10 protein-coding genes and 1 pseudogene are annotated in these 13,257 nt (G+C 70.0%); all 11 read right to left on the bottom strand.

What is annotated here, in order from left to right; all coding sequences use genetic code 11:
* Positions 1-109 (bottom strand): annotated as a pseudogene (locus PKE44_RS07500) (malonate decarboxylase acyl carrier protein); the annotation flags it as partial.
* A gap of 168 nt (positions 110-277) precedes the next feature.
* On the bottom strand, positions 278-1,942 hold the full coding sequence (gene mdcA / locus PKE44_RS07495) for a malonate decarboxylase subunit alpha (RefSeq protein WP_324549659.1): 1,665 nt from the start codon (positions 1,940-1,942) through the stop codon (positions 278-280).
* A 151-nt stretch (positions 1,943-2,093) separates the two neighbouring features.
* Positions 2,094-2,858: a malonate transporter subunit MadM gene (gene madM / locus PKE44_RS07490; protein ID WP_324549657.1), complete on the bottom strand. Its 765-nt coding sequence runs from the start codon at positions 2,856-2,858 to the stop codon at positions 2,094-2,096.
* Between the two features lie 5 nt (positions 2,859-2,863).
* Positions 2,864-3,283: a malonate transporter subunit MadL gene (gene madL, locus PKE44_RS07485; protein WP_324549653.1), complete on the bottom strand. Its 420-nt coding sequence runs from the start codon at positions 3,281-3,283 to the stop codon at positions 2,864-2,866.
* A 372-nt stretch (positions 3,284-3,655) separates the two neighbouring features.
* Complete coding sequence (locus PKE44_RS07480; protein ID WP_324549651.1) at positions 3,656-4,426, bottom strand: GntR family transcriptional regulator; 771 nt, start codon at positions 4,424-4,426, stop codon at positions 3,656-3,658.
* Positions 4,427-4,725: 299 nt separating this feature from the next.
* A complete protein-coding gene (locus tag PKE44_RS07475; protein ID WP_324549661.1) occupies positions 4,726-6,435 on the bottom strand; it encodes a cytochrome D1 domain-containing protein in 1,710 nt (569 codons plus the stop codon).
* A gap of 199 nt (positions 6,436-6,634) precedes the next feature.
* Positions 6,635-9,943: an EAL domain-containing protein gene (locus tag PKE44_RS07470; RefSeq protein ID WP_324549649.1), complete on the bottom strand. Its 3,309-nt coding sequence runs from the start codon at positions 9,941-9,943 to the stop codon at positions 6,635-6,637.
* 298 nt (positions 9,944-10,241) lie between these two features.
* A complete protein-coding gene (locus tag PKE44_RS07465) occupies positions 10,242-10,640 on the bottom strand; it encodes a hypothetical protein (RefSeq protein WP_324549647.1) in 399 nt (132 codons plus the stop codon).
* Positions 10,621-11,403, bottom strand: coding sequence for a CbbQ/NirQ/NorQ/GpvN family protein (locus tag PKE44_RS07460; RefSeq protein ID WP_324549645.1), 783 nt, complete (start codon positions 11,401-11,403; stop codon positions 10,621-10,623). The genes PKE44_RS07465 and PKE44_RS07460 overlap by 20 nt, the downstream gene beginning before the upstream one ends.
* 135 nt (positions 11,404-11,538) lie before the next feature.
* The gene (locus PKE44_RS07455) at positions 11,539-12,945 is read right to left on the bottom strand and encodes a cbb3-type cytochrome c oxidase subunit I (protein ID WP_324549643.1); all 1,407 of its coding nucleotides are present in this window, start codon (positions 12,943-12,945) and stop codon (positions 11,539-11,541) included.
* Between the two features lie 31 nt (positions 12,946-12,976).
* Positions 12,977-13,257 (bottom strand): cytochrome c (locus tag PKE44_RS07450; RefSeq protein ID WP_324549640.1); only part of this gene is annotated, 281 nt, incomplete at its 5' end.

The following is a 13,257-nucleotide window of genomic DNA, read 5'->3' as shown; positions in this document are numbered from 1 at the left end:
CGGCCTCGACCAGCACTTCGAGGTTGCCGGAGCCGACCACGCCGGTCAGCGTCGGGGCCTGGACGGCGGGCGGCGTGCCGCCGAGGTATTCAAAACGCAAGGTTTCCATCACGGGTCTCCGGGAGGTTCAGGCCGGTGGCCGTCGGACGGCCGGGGGTGAGGCGGGCGCACGGCGGGAGCGCGTCTTTCAGTCCCTCGGCCCTCGCGGGAGAGGGGTTGGCGAGCGGGGGCGAAACCGCGCTTCGATGCGTCCTGCCGCAGGCACCGCGCATCGGCATCACCAGTTGCGGAAGCGCTTCGGCGGGTCGTACAGGCCGCCGGAGGCGCGCACGAGGTCCTTCATCGACTTCGCGGCCAGCAGGTCGCGGCTCGCGAGGCGCTTGTCGATGCCGAGGTCCTCGGGCCGGCGGATCACGCCGCGGTCGCGCAGGTTCTCGACGGCACGCCGGTCGCGGCCGAGTCCGACCGCCGTGTAGCCGGCCACACCGCGGATCGCCTGTTCGCGCTCCCCGGCCGTGCGGCAGAGCAGCAGGTTGGCGATGCCTTCCTCGGTCAGGATGTGGGTGACGTCCTCGCCGTAGATCATCACCGGCGGCAGCGGCATGCCGGCCTGCTCGGCCAGTTCCCAGGCATCGAGCTGTTCGACGAAGGCCGGCGCCATGTGCTCGCGGAAGGTCTCGACCATCTGCACGACGAGCTTCTGGCCGCGCGGCATCCGGCTGCTGCCGGCGCGTGCCTGCTCGCCGGCCTTGAGCCAGGCCGGACTCGCGTGCCGGCGGCCGCGTGCATCGGCGCCCATGTTCGGCGCGCCGCCGAAGCCGGCGATGCGCCCGAGCGTCGCGGTCGAGCTGTTGCCGGCGAGATCGATCTGCAGCGTCGAGCCGATGAACAGATCACAGGCGTAGTGGCCGGCGGCCTGACACAGCGCGCGGTTCGAACGCATGCTGCCGTCCGGGCCGGTGAAGAACACGTCGGGGCGCGCCGCCGTGTAGGCCTCCATGCCGAGTTCGCCGCCGAAGGAATGCACGGACTCCACCCAGCCGGCCTCGATCGCCGGGATCAGCGCCGGATGCGGGTTCAGCGCCCAGTGCCGGCAGATTTTGCCCTTCAGGCCCAGCGACTCGCCGTAGGTCGGCAGCAGCAGCTCGATCGCCGCCGTATCGAAGCCGATGCCGTGGTTCAGGCGCTGCACGCCGTATTCGGCGTAGATGCCCTGGATGGCCATCATCGCCATCAGCACCTGCACCTCGCTGATCTGCGCCGGATCGCGCGTGAACAGCGGCTCGACGTAGGCCGGGGTCGGCGCCGGGATCACGAAGTCCACCCAGTCGGCCGGGATGTCGATGCGCGGCAGCGTGTCGACGACCTCGTTGACCTGCGCGATGACGATGCCGCGCTTGAAGGCCGTCGCCTCGACGATCACCGGCGTGTCCTCGGTGTTCGGGCCGGTGTAGAGGTTGCCGGCGGCATCGGCGGCCTGCGCGGCGATCAGGCTGACGCGCGGGGTGAGGTCCGTGAAGTAGCGGCCGAACAGTTCGAGGTAGGTGTGGATCGCGCCGATGTCGATGCGCCCGGCGCTGACGAGCTTCGCGAGCCGCGCGCCCTGCGGGCCGGAGAACGAGAAGTCGAGCTTCGTCGCGATGCCGCGCTCGAACACGTCGATGTGCTCGGGCAGCGCCAGCACCGACTGCACCATGTGCAGGTCGTGGACACGCGCCGGGTCGACCGTGACCAGCGTCTTCGCGAGAAAGTCGGCCTGCTTCTGGTTGTTGCCTTCGAGGCAGACGCGGTCGCCGGGCTCCAGCACGGCTTCGAGCAGCGCGCGGGCATCGGCGGCGGCGACGTGCCGGCCGCGGGCGAAAGCGGCGGCGCGTCCGAGGCGGGCGGCGCGGTTCTGCGATTGCGTGTCCCAGCGGCGCGGGGGCGTGAGGGGGGCATTCATGGTCATCGCACTCCTTGGAGCAGGGCAGGGGATCGGGGTGGTGCCTGCCGGTGCGATCCGTCCGGTTTCCGTGATGACAAGATGATCTTAATAAAATTATCTTGAAATTACGGACACGAAGGGGGACGGACCGGCACCGTGCCGGCAGCTTTCAGCCGAACATCGCCCGCGTGGCGAGGAACAGCACCGACGGGCCCATCAGGCAGCCGAGGCCGGTGTAGAAGGTCGAGGTCATCGCGCCGTAGGGCACGAGCTTCGGATCGGTCGCGGCCAGACCGCCGCAGACGCCGCTGGTCGTGCCCATCATGCCGCCGAAGATCATCGCGGTCCGCGGGTTGTCGAGGCCGATCCACTTCGCGACGAAGGGCGTGCCGATCATGACCAGCACCGACTTGACCAGACCGGCAGCGATGCTGAGCGCGATGACCTCGGAACTCGCGCCGATCGCCGCGCCGGTGACCGGGCCGACGATGTAGGTCACGGCACCGGCGCCGATCGTGGTCATGCTGACGGCGTCGGTGTAGCCGAAGCCATACGCGACCGCGGCCCCGAGCACGAAGGACACGACCACCCCGACCAGCAGCGACAGCACGCCGCTCAGCCCGCACTTCTTCAGTTCGTCGAAGCTGACGCCGAACGCGGTCGCGACGATTGCGAAATCGCGCAGCATCGCGCCGCCCATCAGGCCGAGGCCGGAGAACAGCTTGAGGTCGGCCAGGCCGTTCTTGCCGCCGGCGGCGACGCCGCCGACGTAGGCGAGCACGAGACCGGCGAGGATCGCGATCGCCGAGCCGTGGATGCGGCCGCGGGTCAGGCGGTCGGACAGCCAGTACGACAGCCACATGGTGGCGCCGACCACCGCGAATGCGGTCAGCAGGCCGTTCTTGCCGAGCAGGGTTTCCAGGGTTTCGTACATGATGCTCACCGTTCGCCGGAGGCGATGACCGTCGTGGACAGGGAGGCGCTGTTGCCGCTCACCGCCGGCTTCGGCCGGCCCCAGCGATCCAGCACCGGAATCAGCGCCGCGCAGGCGATCGTCGCGATGACGCCGGCCAGCAGCGCGGCCGGACCGCCCTTGATCGCGGCGGCGACGTTCTGCGTCGAGGCCATCGCGATGACGATCGGGATGTACATCGCGCTCCAGAACTCGATGCCGCGCTGCGACATCGGTACGAGCTTCAGGTCCCGGCGCAGCCGGTCCGAGATCAGGATCAGCAGCAGCATCGCGAATCCGACGCCGCCGACGTTGGCCTTGACGCCGATGAGCTGGCCGAGCAGGTCGCCGGCGAACATGCCGATCAGCGTGCAGATCGACAGCAGGGCTACTCCGTAGATGACCATGGCAAATCTCCTCGCTTGGTGGGCGGGTGGGGCAGGTTGTGCAGGTTTGGAGCGACGGCTCTCCGGCCGCCTGTTCTCAGGGATGTCTCCGGGCACGACGGGCGAAGACGGGCACGACGGATCGGCGGGCGGGTGCGGGGCACCTCCTCGGTCGGGCGGTTCGGGGCCGGAGCGCGGCCGGCAGGGACCGGGCGCACGCAGCCTGCGCGCGCCGGTCGGACGGCGTTCCGGGATCGGTGAAGCGGGGGAATCAGCCGCGGGGCGGCGGTGTGGCGGGAGGTCGCGACATGACGGGGCTCCTCGGTGGTCTGCCGCCCGGTCCTGCCGGAGACTCCGGCGGGCGCTCTGTCGGCGCGGGCGGCGGGCAGCGCATCAGGCGATGGCGTCCTGCGGGTTCGGATACGGCGGATTCGGTGCACTGGCGGCGCCGGGCGTGTCCGGCAGCCGCGCCGGGCCGTTGAGGCTGCCGCCGGATTCGATGTAGCGGACCAGCGCGACGCGCTGGTGCAGCAGGTGCTGGTTCATCACGCGCTCGGCGCGCCCGGCGTCGTGGCCCCGGAAGCACTCGATCAGCGCGCGGTGTTCGGACAGCGATTCCTGCAGCCGCCCCGGCAGCAGCAGCTGGCGGCCGCGGTGCATCTTCAGGATGCGGCGCAGGTCGTTGGTCACGCGCGTCAGCCACGGGTTGCCGGCGAAGTCCTGCACCGTGCGGTGAAAGACGTAGTTGCTCGCGTAGTACGCGGCCACGTCGCCGGCGGCGGCGGCGGTCTCGAGCGCCTCGTGCAGGGTTTCGAGCGTCCGGAGGCGCTCGGCATCGAGCTTGCGCGCGCATTCGAAGGCGCAGCGGCCTTCGAGCATCGCCATGACCGGGAACAGCTCGTTGAGGTCTTCGAGCGTGAGCTTGGTGACGCTGGCACCGCGCCCCGGGTCGATCTGCACCAGCCCCTCGGCGGCGAGCAGCTTCAGGCACTCGCGCAGCGGCGTGCGGCTGATGCCGAACTCGGCGGCGAGCGCCGGTTCGTCGATCCAGTCGCCGGGGGCGAGTTCGTGGTCGTAGATCTTCTGGCGCACGCGCTCGGCGACATCCTCGTACATCGCGACCTTGCGCGGGCGCGGGCTGCGGGGGGAAGGCGGGGTGCTCATGATCCGGGGACTCCGCGGTTCGGTGATGATGGTGTGATTACATCATAATTATGAAAAAATACAAGCCGCGGCTTAGATTTTTTCAGGGCATGCGCGCGCAGGCGCGCCGGGGAGGATCGGCAGCCGGAGCCGGGAACGATCGGCGCGCCGGGGCGGCTGCGGAGCCGGAAGAACCGCAGCCGGCCGGGACGGTCGCCGCGAAAAAAAGCGGGGGCGGACCGCAGGACCGGTCCGCCCCCGCCGTGAGACTGGCGCGACGCTTCCCCCCCCGATCCGCCGGGGAGCGGCTCGCTGCTGGCTCAGTACACGTCGTGCTGCGTGTTGTAGACGTTGAACTTGCCGGTCGGCGTGATCAGCTTCGCGTCCTTGATGACGGTCTTGAGCTTCAGCGTCCGGTCGTCGACGACGACGAGCGCCGACTTCTGGTCCTTGCCGTTCCAGACCGAGAACCAGACCTCGTTGCCGTCCTTGTTGTACTCGGGCTGCACGACGCGCTTCGGGCCCTCGCCGAGCTCGGCCCAGTCGGCGATCGGCAGCACCACCGGCGCTTTGGCGAGATCCTTCAGGTCGTAGACCAGCGTCGACTGGCTGATCTTCGGATCCGGGTTCAGCGCGGTGTCGACGTACAGGTGGCTCGACTGCGGGTGGGTCTTGATGAACAGCGAACCGCCCCCCTGACCCTTCAGCGTGCGCACGACCTTCCAGGCCTGGGCCTTGTGTCTGGTTGGGTCGGTGCCGATCAGCGAGATGCTGTCATCGCCGAGGTGGCTGGTGGCCCAGACCGGACCGAACTGCGGATCGACGAAGTTCGCGCCGCGCCCCGGGTGCGGGATCGCGCCGACATCGACGAGGGCGGCGAGCTTGCGCTCCCTGGAGTCGACCACGGCGACCTTGTTGGACTTGTTCGCGGCGGTCAGGAAGTAGCGGTGCGTCGCGTCCCAGCCGCCGTCGTGCAGGAAGCGCGCGGCGCCGATCTCGGTGACCTGCAGGTTGTCGATGTCGGCGTAGTTGACCAGCAGGATCTTGCCGGTCTCCTTGACGTTGACGATGAACTCCGGGTGCTCGTGCGAGGCGACGATCGCGGCGACGCGCGGCTCGGGGTGGTAGTCCTGCGTGTCGACGGTCATGCCGCGCGTCGAGACGATCTTCTTCGGCTCCAGCGTGTCGCCGTTCATGATCACGAACTGCGGCGGCCAGTAGGAGCCGGCGATCGCGAACTTGTCCTCGTAGCCCTTGAACTTCGAGGTATCGACCGAGCGCGCTTCGAGGCCGATCTTGATCTCGGCGACGTTGTCGGGCTTCTCCATCCACAGGTCGATCAGGTTGATGCGCGCATCGCGGCCGATCACGTACAGGTAGCGGCCCGAGGCCGACAGCCGCGAGATGTGCACGGCGTAGCCGGTCTTGACGATGTTGATGATCTGCTTGGTGTCGCCGTCGACCAGCGCCACCTCGCCGGAGTCGCGCAGCGTCACCGAGAAGATGTTCTGGATGTTGAAGGCATTCATCTTCTTCGTCGGGCGCTGCGCGGGCGGCACGATGACCTTCCAGGTGTCCTTCATTTCCTTCATGCCGAATTCGGGCGGCAGCGGCGGCTCGATCTGGATGTAGCGCGCCATCATGTCGACCTGCTGCTCGGTCAGCTCGCCCGAGCTGCCCCAGTTCGGCATGCCGGCCGGCGAGCCGTAGTTGATGAACACCTTCAGGTAATCGGTGCCGCGTGCGCGCGTGACATCGGGCGTCAGCGGCTTGCCGGTCGCGCCCTTGCGCAGCACGCCGTGGCAGCCGGCGCAGCGCTCGAAGAAGATCTTCTTGGCCTGCGCGAACTCCTCGGCCGTCATCTGCGGCGCGCCGGCGTTCTGGTCCTTCGCCTGCGCGGCGTCGATGCCGCTCGGCGCGCCCTGATAGCGGACCTCGCCCTGGCCGACGCCCGGGTGGCTGGCGTCCTCGGCGTGCGCGCTGCCGGGCGCGAGGCCGAGGCCGAGGGCGATCGACGTGACGGCCAGCAGCGGGGCCGTGCTGCGGTGTTTCGGCTGATTCATGTTCTGGTGCTCCCCCGTGCGACTTGCGGATGGCTGCGGAACTCGTGCGCTGCGGTCGAGCGGATGCGACCGTTGCGCCTGCTTGCCGCGGCTATCTGACGCCCGGGGGGCGGGGCCGACCCTTGACGCTCATCAAGCCGCGCCCGGGCACACAGGAGACTGATCCCTAAGGGGTATCCGGGGGTACTACCAGCACCGGCACCAGCGGGAACTCCGCGGGCGGCACGGCCTTGCCGTAGCGCCAGCCCTGGGCGTGACCGCAGCCGTGCGCGAGCAGGAATTCCGCCTGCGCGGCGGTCTCGACGCCTTCGGCGACCACCGACAGGCGCAGGTGACTGGCCATGTCCAGCGTCGCGCGCACGATCGCGCAGTCGTCGCTGTCCTCGGGCAGCTCGCGCACGAACAGCCGGTCGATCTTCAGCCGGTCGATCGGCAGGCGCTTGAGGTAGGCGAGCGAGGAATAGCCGGTGCCGAAGTCATCGATCGCCAGCCCGACGCCGAGCTCGGCGAGCTGCGACATGACGTGTGCGCCGCGCTCCGGATCGCGCAGCAGCAGCGATTCGGTCAGCTCCAGCTCCAGATAGCGCGCCGGCAGGCGGTGGCGCGCGAGGATTTCCGAGACCAGCGCCGGCAGGTCCTGACGCATGACCTGCGGCACGGCGATGTTGACCGCCACGCGCAGTTCGTGGCCGGCATCCAGCCAGGCGCGCGCCTGGCGGCAGGCCTCGTCGAGCACCCAGGCGCCGATCGGCAGGATCAGGCCGGTGTCCTCGGCGAGCGGCAGGAAGTCGTTCGGCGGCACCAGCCCGCGGGTCGGATGCTGCCAGCGCACCAGCGCCTCGCAGCCGATCACGCGGGCATCGGCGAGTTCGACCTGCGGCTGGTAGTGCAGGCGCAGTTCGCCGTGGGCGAGCGCGCGGCGCAGTTCCCCCTCGATGCGCACGCGCGCCTCGGCACTGTCGGTCAGGCTCGGCAGGTAGTAGCGGTAGGTGTTGCGCCCGTGGGCCTTGGCCTCGTACATCGCGGCGTCGGCGTTGCGCAGCAGCGTTTCGGCGTCGAGCCCGTCATCGGGATACAGCGCGATGCCGACGCTGGCCCCGAGGTAGAGCTCGTGCTCGTCGATCGTGAACGGGGCGTTGCAGGCCTCGACCAGGCGCGTCGCCAGCCGGCCGACCACCTCCGGATCGGCGATGCGATCGACCAGCAGCACGAACTCGTCGCCGCCGAGGCGCGCCAGCGTGTCGCTGGCGCGCAGGCCCTCGGCGAGCCGTGCCGCCGCCGCCACCAGCAGCCGGTCGCCGATGCGGTGGCCGAGGCTGTCGTTGACGATCTTGAAGCGGTCGAGATCGAGGAACATCAGCGCCATGCGCTCGCCCTCGCGCCGGGCGCGCAGGATCGCGTGGCTCAGGCGCGCCCCGAGCAGCAGCCGGTTCGGCAGCCCGGTCAGCGGGTCGTGGTGGGCGAGGTGTTCGAGTTCCGCCTGCGACTGCTTGATCGTCGAGATGTCCGAGAACACCGCGATGTAGCCGCCGGGCTGGCCGTTCTCGCCCGGTACGGCGCTGACCGTCAGCCAGGACGGATACGGCGAGCCTTCGTGATCGAGGTTCCAGGTCTCGCCCTGCCAGTGGCCGCCGGAGGCGAGCGTGCGGCGGATGTCGGCGAGCAGCCGCCGGCGCTGGCGCGGCACGAACAGCTTCTGCGGGCGCCGGCCCTGCCACTGCGCGAGCGTGAAACCGCTGATGCGCTCGAAGGCCGGGTTCACCGCCTGCACGCGGCCGTTGGCATCGAGCACCAGGATGCCCTCGCGCGTGTACTCGTAGACGATCGCCGCCTGCCGCAGCCCGGCCTCGGCGCGGCGGCGGTCCTCGATCTCGCGCTGCAGGCGCTGCGTGCGCGTGGCGATGATGTTCTCGATCAGCGTCGTGCGCCCCGAGGTCACGAGCAGGAAGGCCGCGAGCACGCCGTTGAACAGCAGCGCACCGGCCTGCACCGCGTGCGCGACCGGTCCGTGCTGGCCGGTCGGCAGCGCCTGGCGCGGCGCGATCTCCAGCCGCCACTGGCGATCGCCGACCACCAGCGGCTGGCTCCAGTGCTGGCCGGCGGACAGGTGCGCCGGCCAGTCGGGGTCGACCTGCAGCGGCAGCGGCGCGCCCTGGGTCTCGTCGGTCAGGCGCACGATCAGGGCGCTGCGCGGCAGCGGCGCGATCGCCGCGGCCAGCGTGTCGCCGAGCCTGAGCACGCCGCCGGCGAAGCCGTTCGGTTCGGAACCGGGGCGGCCCGGCGGCACCGCCTGATAGAACACGACGCCGGTCTGCTCGCCGGTCTCCTGCACCAGGCGCAGGCCGGGCGTGACCGCGACGCTGCCGCTGCGGCGCGACTGTTCCAGCGCCGGGCGCGAGATGCGGCGGGCGTGGACATCGAGACCGAGCGCCGCCTCGTTGCCGGTCGCAGGCTCGTTGAACTGGATCGGGTAATACGCCGGCAGCGCCGGCAGCGGCACGCGCCTGCCGCTGGCATCGTCGATCGAGAACACCCGGTAGCCCGGGCGGCCGGCGTCGCGCTGGGCGGCCTCGAATTCCGCCAGTGCCGCCGCCGGCACGCGCGGCGACCACTGCAGCACGCGCAGGCCCGGCAGCCGTGCGATCTGGCCGGTCGCATAGCGGCGGAAGGCCTGTGGCTCCGGCGGCACGGCAGCGAGGAAGTCGGCGAGCGACTGCACGGCCTCGACGTGGCGCTGCAGCGTGCCGATGATCGCGGTCGCGAGCGGCAGCGCCTGGCGTTCGAAATCCTGCTCGGTGCGCCGGCGTTCGGCCTCGCTCGCCTGATGCACGGCCGTCGTGGTCAGCAGCAGCGAGGCCACGAGCGGCAGGCTCAGCAGCCGCCGGCGCGCATGCCAGTCGCGGTGCGCCGGCGCCATCCAGGCCAGCACGATCGGCGTGAACAGCAGCACGCCGAGCGTATCGCCGCACCACCAGGTCCAGAACAGCCCGCCCGCGGCCTCGACCGGCACCGAGGCGCTGGCGACCAGCAGGAGCGTGGCGGTCGTGGCGCTGATCAGGCAGGCGAGCGGTCCGACGCGCAGCAGGAAGGACAGCGTCTCGGTGCCGTGCGCGAGCGGGTGCGGGCGCGCGAGCAGCGCCGCGCTCAGCCGCGCGCCGACCCAGGCCTGCGCGGCGGCCCCGCAGGCGATGCCGGCCGGAATCAGGAACGCCGAGGCCGTCGGCGGCTGGCCGAGCAGGCTCAGGCGCAGCCACAGGTTGATCACGAAGGAGCCGATCCACACCGCCGGCCACAGCCGCAGGCCGCCGGCGAGCAGGCCGCCGGCGGCGACACCGGCCGCCGGCCAGACGGCGATCTCGGTATCGGGCGGCAGCGCCAGCGCCAGCCCGGCCGCGCCGGCAAGCACATAGGCTGCGGCAAGCAGCAGGGCTGCCGTCAGGGGGGCGGGCGGTACAGTGAGGGGGGCGGCGTTCATCGACGAAACCGACGGCAGCACTGGGGCCGGAAACGGCATGCCGGACCAGAAGAGCGGGTTCGGGGCGGGGCGGACATGCCGCGCGCAAGGCTAGCCGCAAAGTCAGCGTTCGCGAATGCCGGGATCCGCTGCGCGCGGCAGCGCGACGGTACCGGAAAACCTCAATGCCGGATGAAATCGCTTGTTGCAGCTGTTTCGTGCCGGCCGCACGCACCGGCTCGGCAGGGCCCGGCCGGGCGCGGGAGAAGGATAGGCAGAGACAGGACGGGCAGGACAGGCCGTTCGCGCGTGATCGCGCTCACCCGCTGATGCGGCCGCGCCACGGCGGCGGCGGCAGCCGTCCTGCCAGGGCCGCGGCCAGCGCCAGCAGCCCCCAGAGCACCAGCGCCGTGTGCATGCTGACCACCCACAGGATCAGCGTCATCCAGGTCGCCGGCGCACGCAGACCGGCGACCAGCACCAGCAGCCCGGCCACGCCCGGCAGCAGGGCCAGTGCCCAGAGGCTCGCGTGCAGCGCCGCATCGAGGTGCGCTTGCGCGAGCAGCGGCACACCGGCACGCCGGCGGCGCAGCCACAGCAGCGCCGCGAACGCGAGGCCCGGCAGGATCAGCAGGTTGGCGAGGTACAGCGCCTGCGCGCGCACCGCCAGCCGGCGGCCGTCGGCATCGGGCCTGCGCTCAGCCGGGAAACGCGACATCGACGACTTCCTGCAGCGCGAGCAGCGTGGCCGTGTCATCGGTCAGCGGTTCGATGAGCGCCGCCCGGCAGGCGGCGCGCGGCGCGAGGCCGGCGCGCATCAGCGTCGCGGCGTAGATCAGCAGCCGCGTCGAGGCGCCCTCGTCGAGGTCGTGATCCTTCAGCGCACGCAGGCCGTGGCCGAGGCGCACGAGGCGCTCGGCCAGCCCGGCGTCGATGCCGGCCTCGCGCATCAGGATTTCGCGCTCGCGTGCCGCGTCCGGGTAGTCGAAGGCCATCGCCACGAAGCGCTGGCGGGTCGAGGGCTTCAGGCCCTTCAGCAGGTTCTGGTAGCCGGGGTTGTATGAGACCACGAGCATGAATTCCGCCGGTGCGGCGAGGGTTTCGCCGGTGCGCTCGATCGGCAGGATGCGCCGGTCGTCGGTCAGCGGGTGCAGCACGACGGTGGTGTCCTTGCGCGCCTCGACGACTTCGTCGAGGTAGCAGATCGCACCCTCGCGCACCGCGCGCGTCAGCGGCCCGTCGCTCCACCAGGTGCCGCCGTCGCCGATCAGGTGCCGGCCGACCAGATCGGCGGCGGTCAGGTCGTCGTGGCAGGCGACCGTATACAGCGGCCGGCCGAGGCGGGCGGCCATGTGTGCGACGAAGCGCGTCTTGCCGCAGCCGGTCGGGCCCTTGAGCAGCACCGGCAGCCGCTCGCGCCAGGCGGCCTCGAACAGCGCGATCTCGTTGCCGGCCGGGGCGTAATACGGAAGCTCGGACATGGCGGCTCCGGGACGGGGCAGGGGAAAGGGCAGGGGAGCACCGCGCAGCCAAAGGACCATCCGCGCGGCACCCGGGACCCGGATGAAAAAGGCGTGAGGGACGGTCGTCCCTCACGCCCGGGGCCGGCCGGGGCTTCAGGCCGTCACCGGTACCGACTTCATCGCCACCGCTTCCGGCTCGGTGCGCCCGACGAAGAAGCTCGCGATGTAGGCACCGAGGCCGATGGTGAACACCAGGCCGGCGATCAGCCGCAGCCAGTAGAACAGGCTGATCTGCTCCTGCACGACCATGAACGGCAGCGGCTGGGCGCTGTAGCGCTGCAGGTAGACCTGCAGGATGCCGGCGCCGGTCAGGAACAGCGTGATGAACACCATCGACACCGTCATCAGCCAGAACGACCACATCTCCAGCACCTGCGAGCGGCGGCTGTTGGCGGCGGTCTGGCCGCGCAGCATCGGCATCGCGTAGCTGATGATGGTCAGCACGATCATCACGTAGGCGCCGTAGAAGGCCATGTGGCCGTGCGCGGCGGTGATCTGCGTGCCGTGCGTGTAGTAGTTGACCGGCGCGAGCGTGTGCAGGAAGCCCCAGACGCCGGCGCCGAGGAAGGCCATCACCGAGGTGCCGAGCGCCCACAGCGTCGCGGCCTGGTTCGGGTGCTCGCGGCGGCGGCGGTTGACCATGTTGAACGCGAACACCGTCATCGCGAAGAACGGCAGCGGTTCCATCGCCGAGAACACCGAGCCGAGCCACTGCCAGTACTCCGGCGTGCCGATCCAGAAGTAGTGGTGGCCGGTGCCGATGATGCCGGTGATCAGCGCCATCGCGATGATCACGTACAGCCACTTCTCGATGATCTCGCGATCGACGCCGGTGACCTTGATCAGCACGAAGGCGAGGATCGAACCGAGGATCAGCTCCCAGACGCCCTCGACCCACAGGTGCACGACCCACCACCAGTAGAACTTGTCGAGCACCAGGTTATCGGGGTTGTAGAACGAGAACAGGAACAGCACGGCCAGCCCGGCGAGTCCGGTCAGCAGCACCAGGTTGATGACGGTCTTGCGGCCCTTGAGGATGGTCAGGCCGACGTTGTAGAGGAAACCGAGCGCGACCACGACGATGCCGACCTTGGTGATGGTCGGCTGTTCGAGGAATTCGCGGCCCATGGTCGGCAGCACGTCATTGCCGGTCAGCTTCGCGAGCGACGCATACGGCACGGCCAGATAACCGACGACGGTCAGCGCGCCGGCGATCAGGAACACCCAGAACAGGATCTTCGCGAGCAGCGGGCTTTCGAGCTCGCGCTCGGCCTCCTCGGGCACGAGGTAATAGCTCGCGCCCATGAAGCCGAACAGCAGCCAGACGATCAGCAGATTGGTGTGGACCATGCGGGCCACGTTGAACGGAATGGCCGGGAACAGGAAGTCTCCGACCAGATACTGGATGCCCATGATCAGGCCGAACAGGATCTGGCCGGCGAACAGCCCGATCGCGGCGACGAAATACGGTTTCGCGACCTTTTGCGACAGGTATTGCATGACGTGATGTCCTCGGGCGGGCGCAGGCGGATCAGCCCTGGATGTTCGGCGGCCAGTTGGCGGTGTTGATTTCGGAGCTGTACTTCAGGAATTGCGCGATGCCTTCGAGTTCCTGATCCGTCAGGTGGAACTGCGGCATCGAGCGCCGGCCCGGCACGCCGTTTTCCGGCCGGCTCCGGATGAAGGCCTTGATCGCCTCGGTGCTGTTGCCGAAGCGCTTGTAGACGTTGCCGAGTTCGGGCGCGAAATACGCGCCTTCGCCGAGCAGCGTGTGGCAGCCGATGCAGTTGTTGTTTTCCCAGACCTTCTTGC

It is taken from the genome of Plasticicumulans sp. (assembly GCF_035331805.1).
Lineage (GTDB): Bacteria > Pseudomonadota > Gammaproteobacteria > Competibacterales > Competibacteraceae > Plasticicumulans.
The sequence above is the reverse complement of the archived record's forward strand: the minus strand, read 5'-3'. Positions and strand labels throughout refer to the sequence as shown.

What these genes read in the sequence shown, in the direction of transcription:
- PKE44_RS07480 (WP_324549651.1), bottom strand. Translation starts at nt 4,426, where the DNA reads ATGAGCACCCCGCCTTCCCCCCGCAGCCCGCGCCCGCGCAAGGTCGCG.
- madM (WP_324549657.1), bottom strand. Translation starts at nt 2,858, where the DNA reads ATGTACGAAACCCTGGAAACCCTGCTCGGCAAGAACGGCCTGCTGACC.
- PKE44_RS07455 (WP_324549643.1), bottom strand. Translation starts at nt 12,945, where the DNA reads ATGCAATACCTGTCGCAAAAGGTCGCGAAACCGTATTTCGTCGCCGCG.
- mdcA (WP_324549659.1), bottom strand. Translation starts at nt 1,942, where the DNA reads ATGAATGCCCCCCTCACGCCCCCGCGCCGCTGGGACACGCAATCGCAG.
- PKE44_RS07465 (WP_324549647.1), bottom strand. Translation starts at nt 10,640, where the DNA reads ATGTCGCGTTTCCCGGCTGAGCGCAGGCCCGATGCCGACGGCCGCCGG.
- PKE44_RS07470 (WP_324549649.1), bottom strand. Translation starts at nt 9,943, where the DNA reads ATGAACGCCGCCCCCCTCACTGTACCGCCCGCCCCCCTGACGGCAGCC.
- PKE44_RS07460 (WP_324549645.1), bottom strand. Translation starts at nt 11,403, where the DNA reads ATGTCCGAGCTTCCGTATTACGCCCCGGCCGGCAACGAGATCGCGCTG.
- madL (WP_324549653.1), bottom strand. Translation starts at nt 3,283, where the DNA reads ATGGTCATCTACGGAGTAGCCCTGCTGTCGATCTGCACGCTGATCGGC.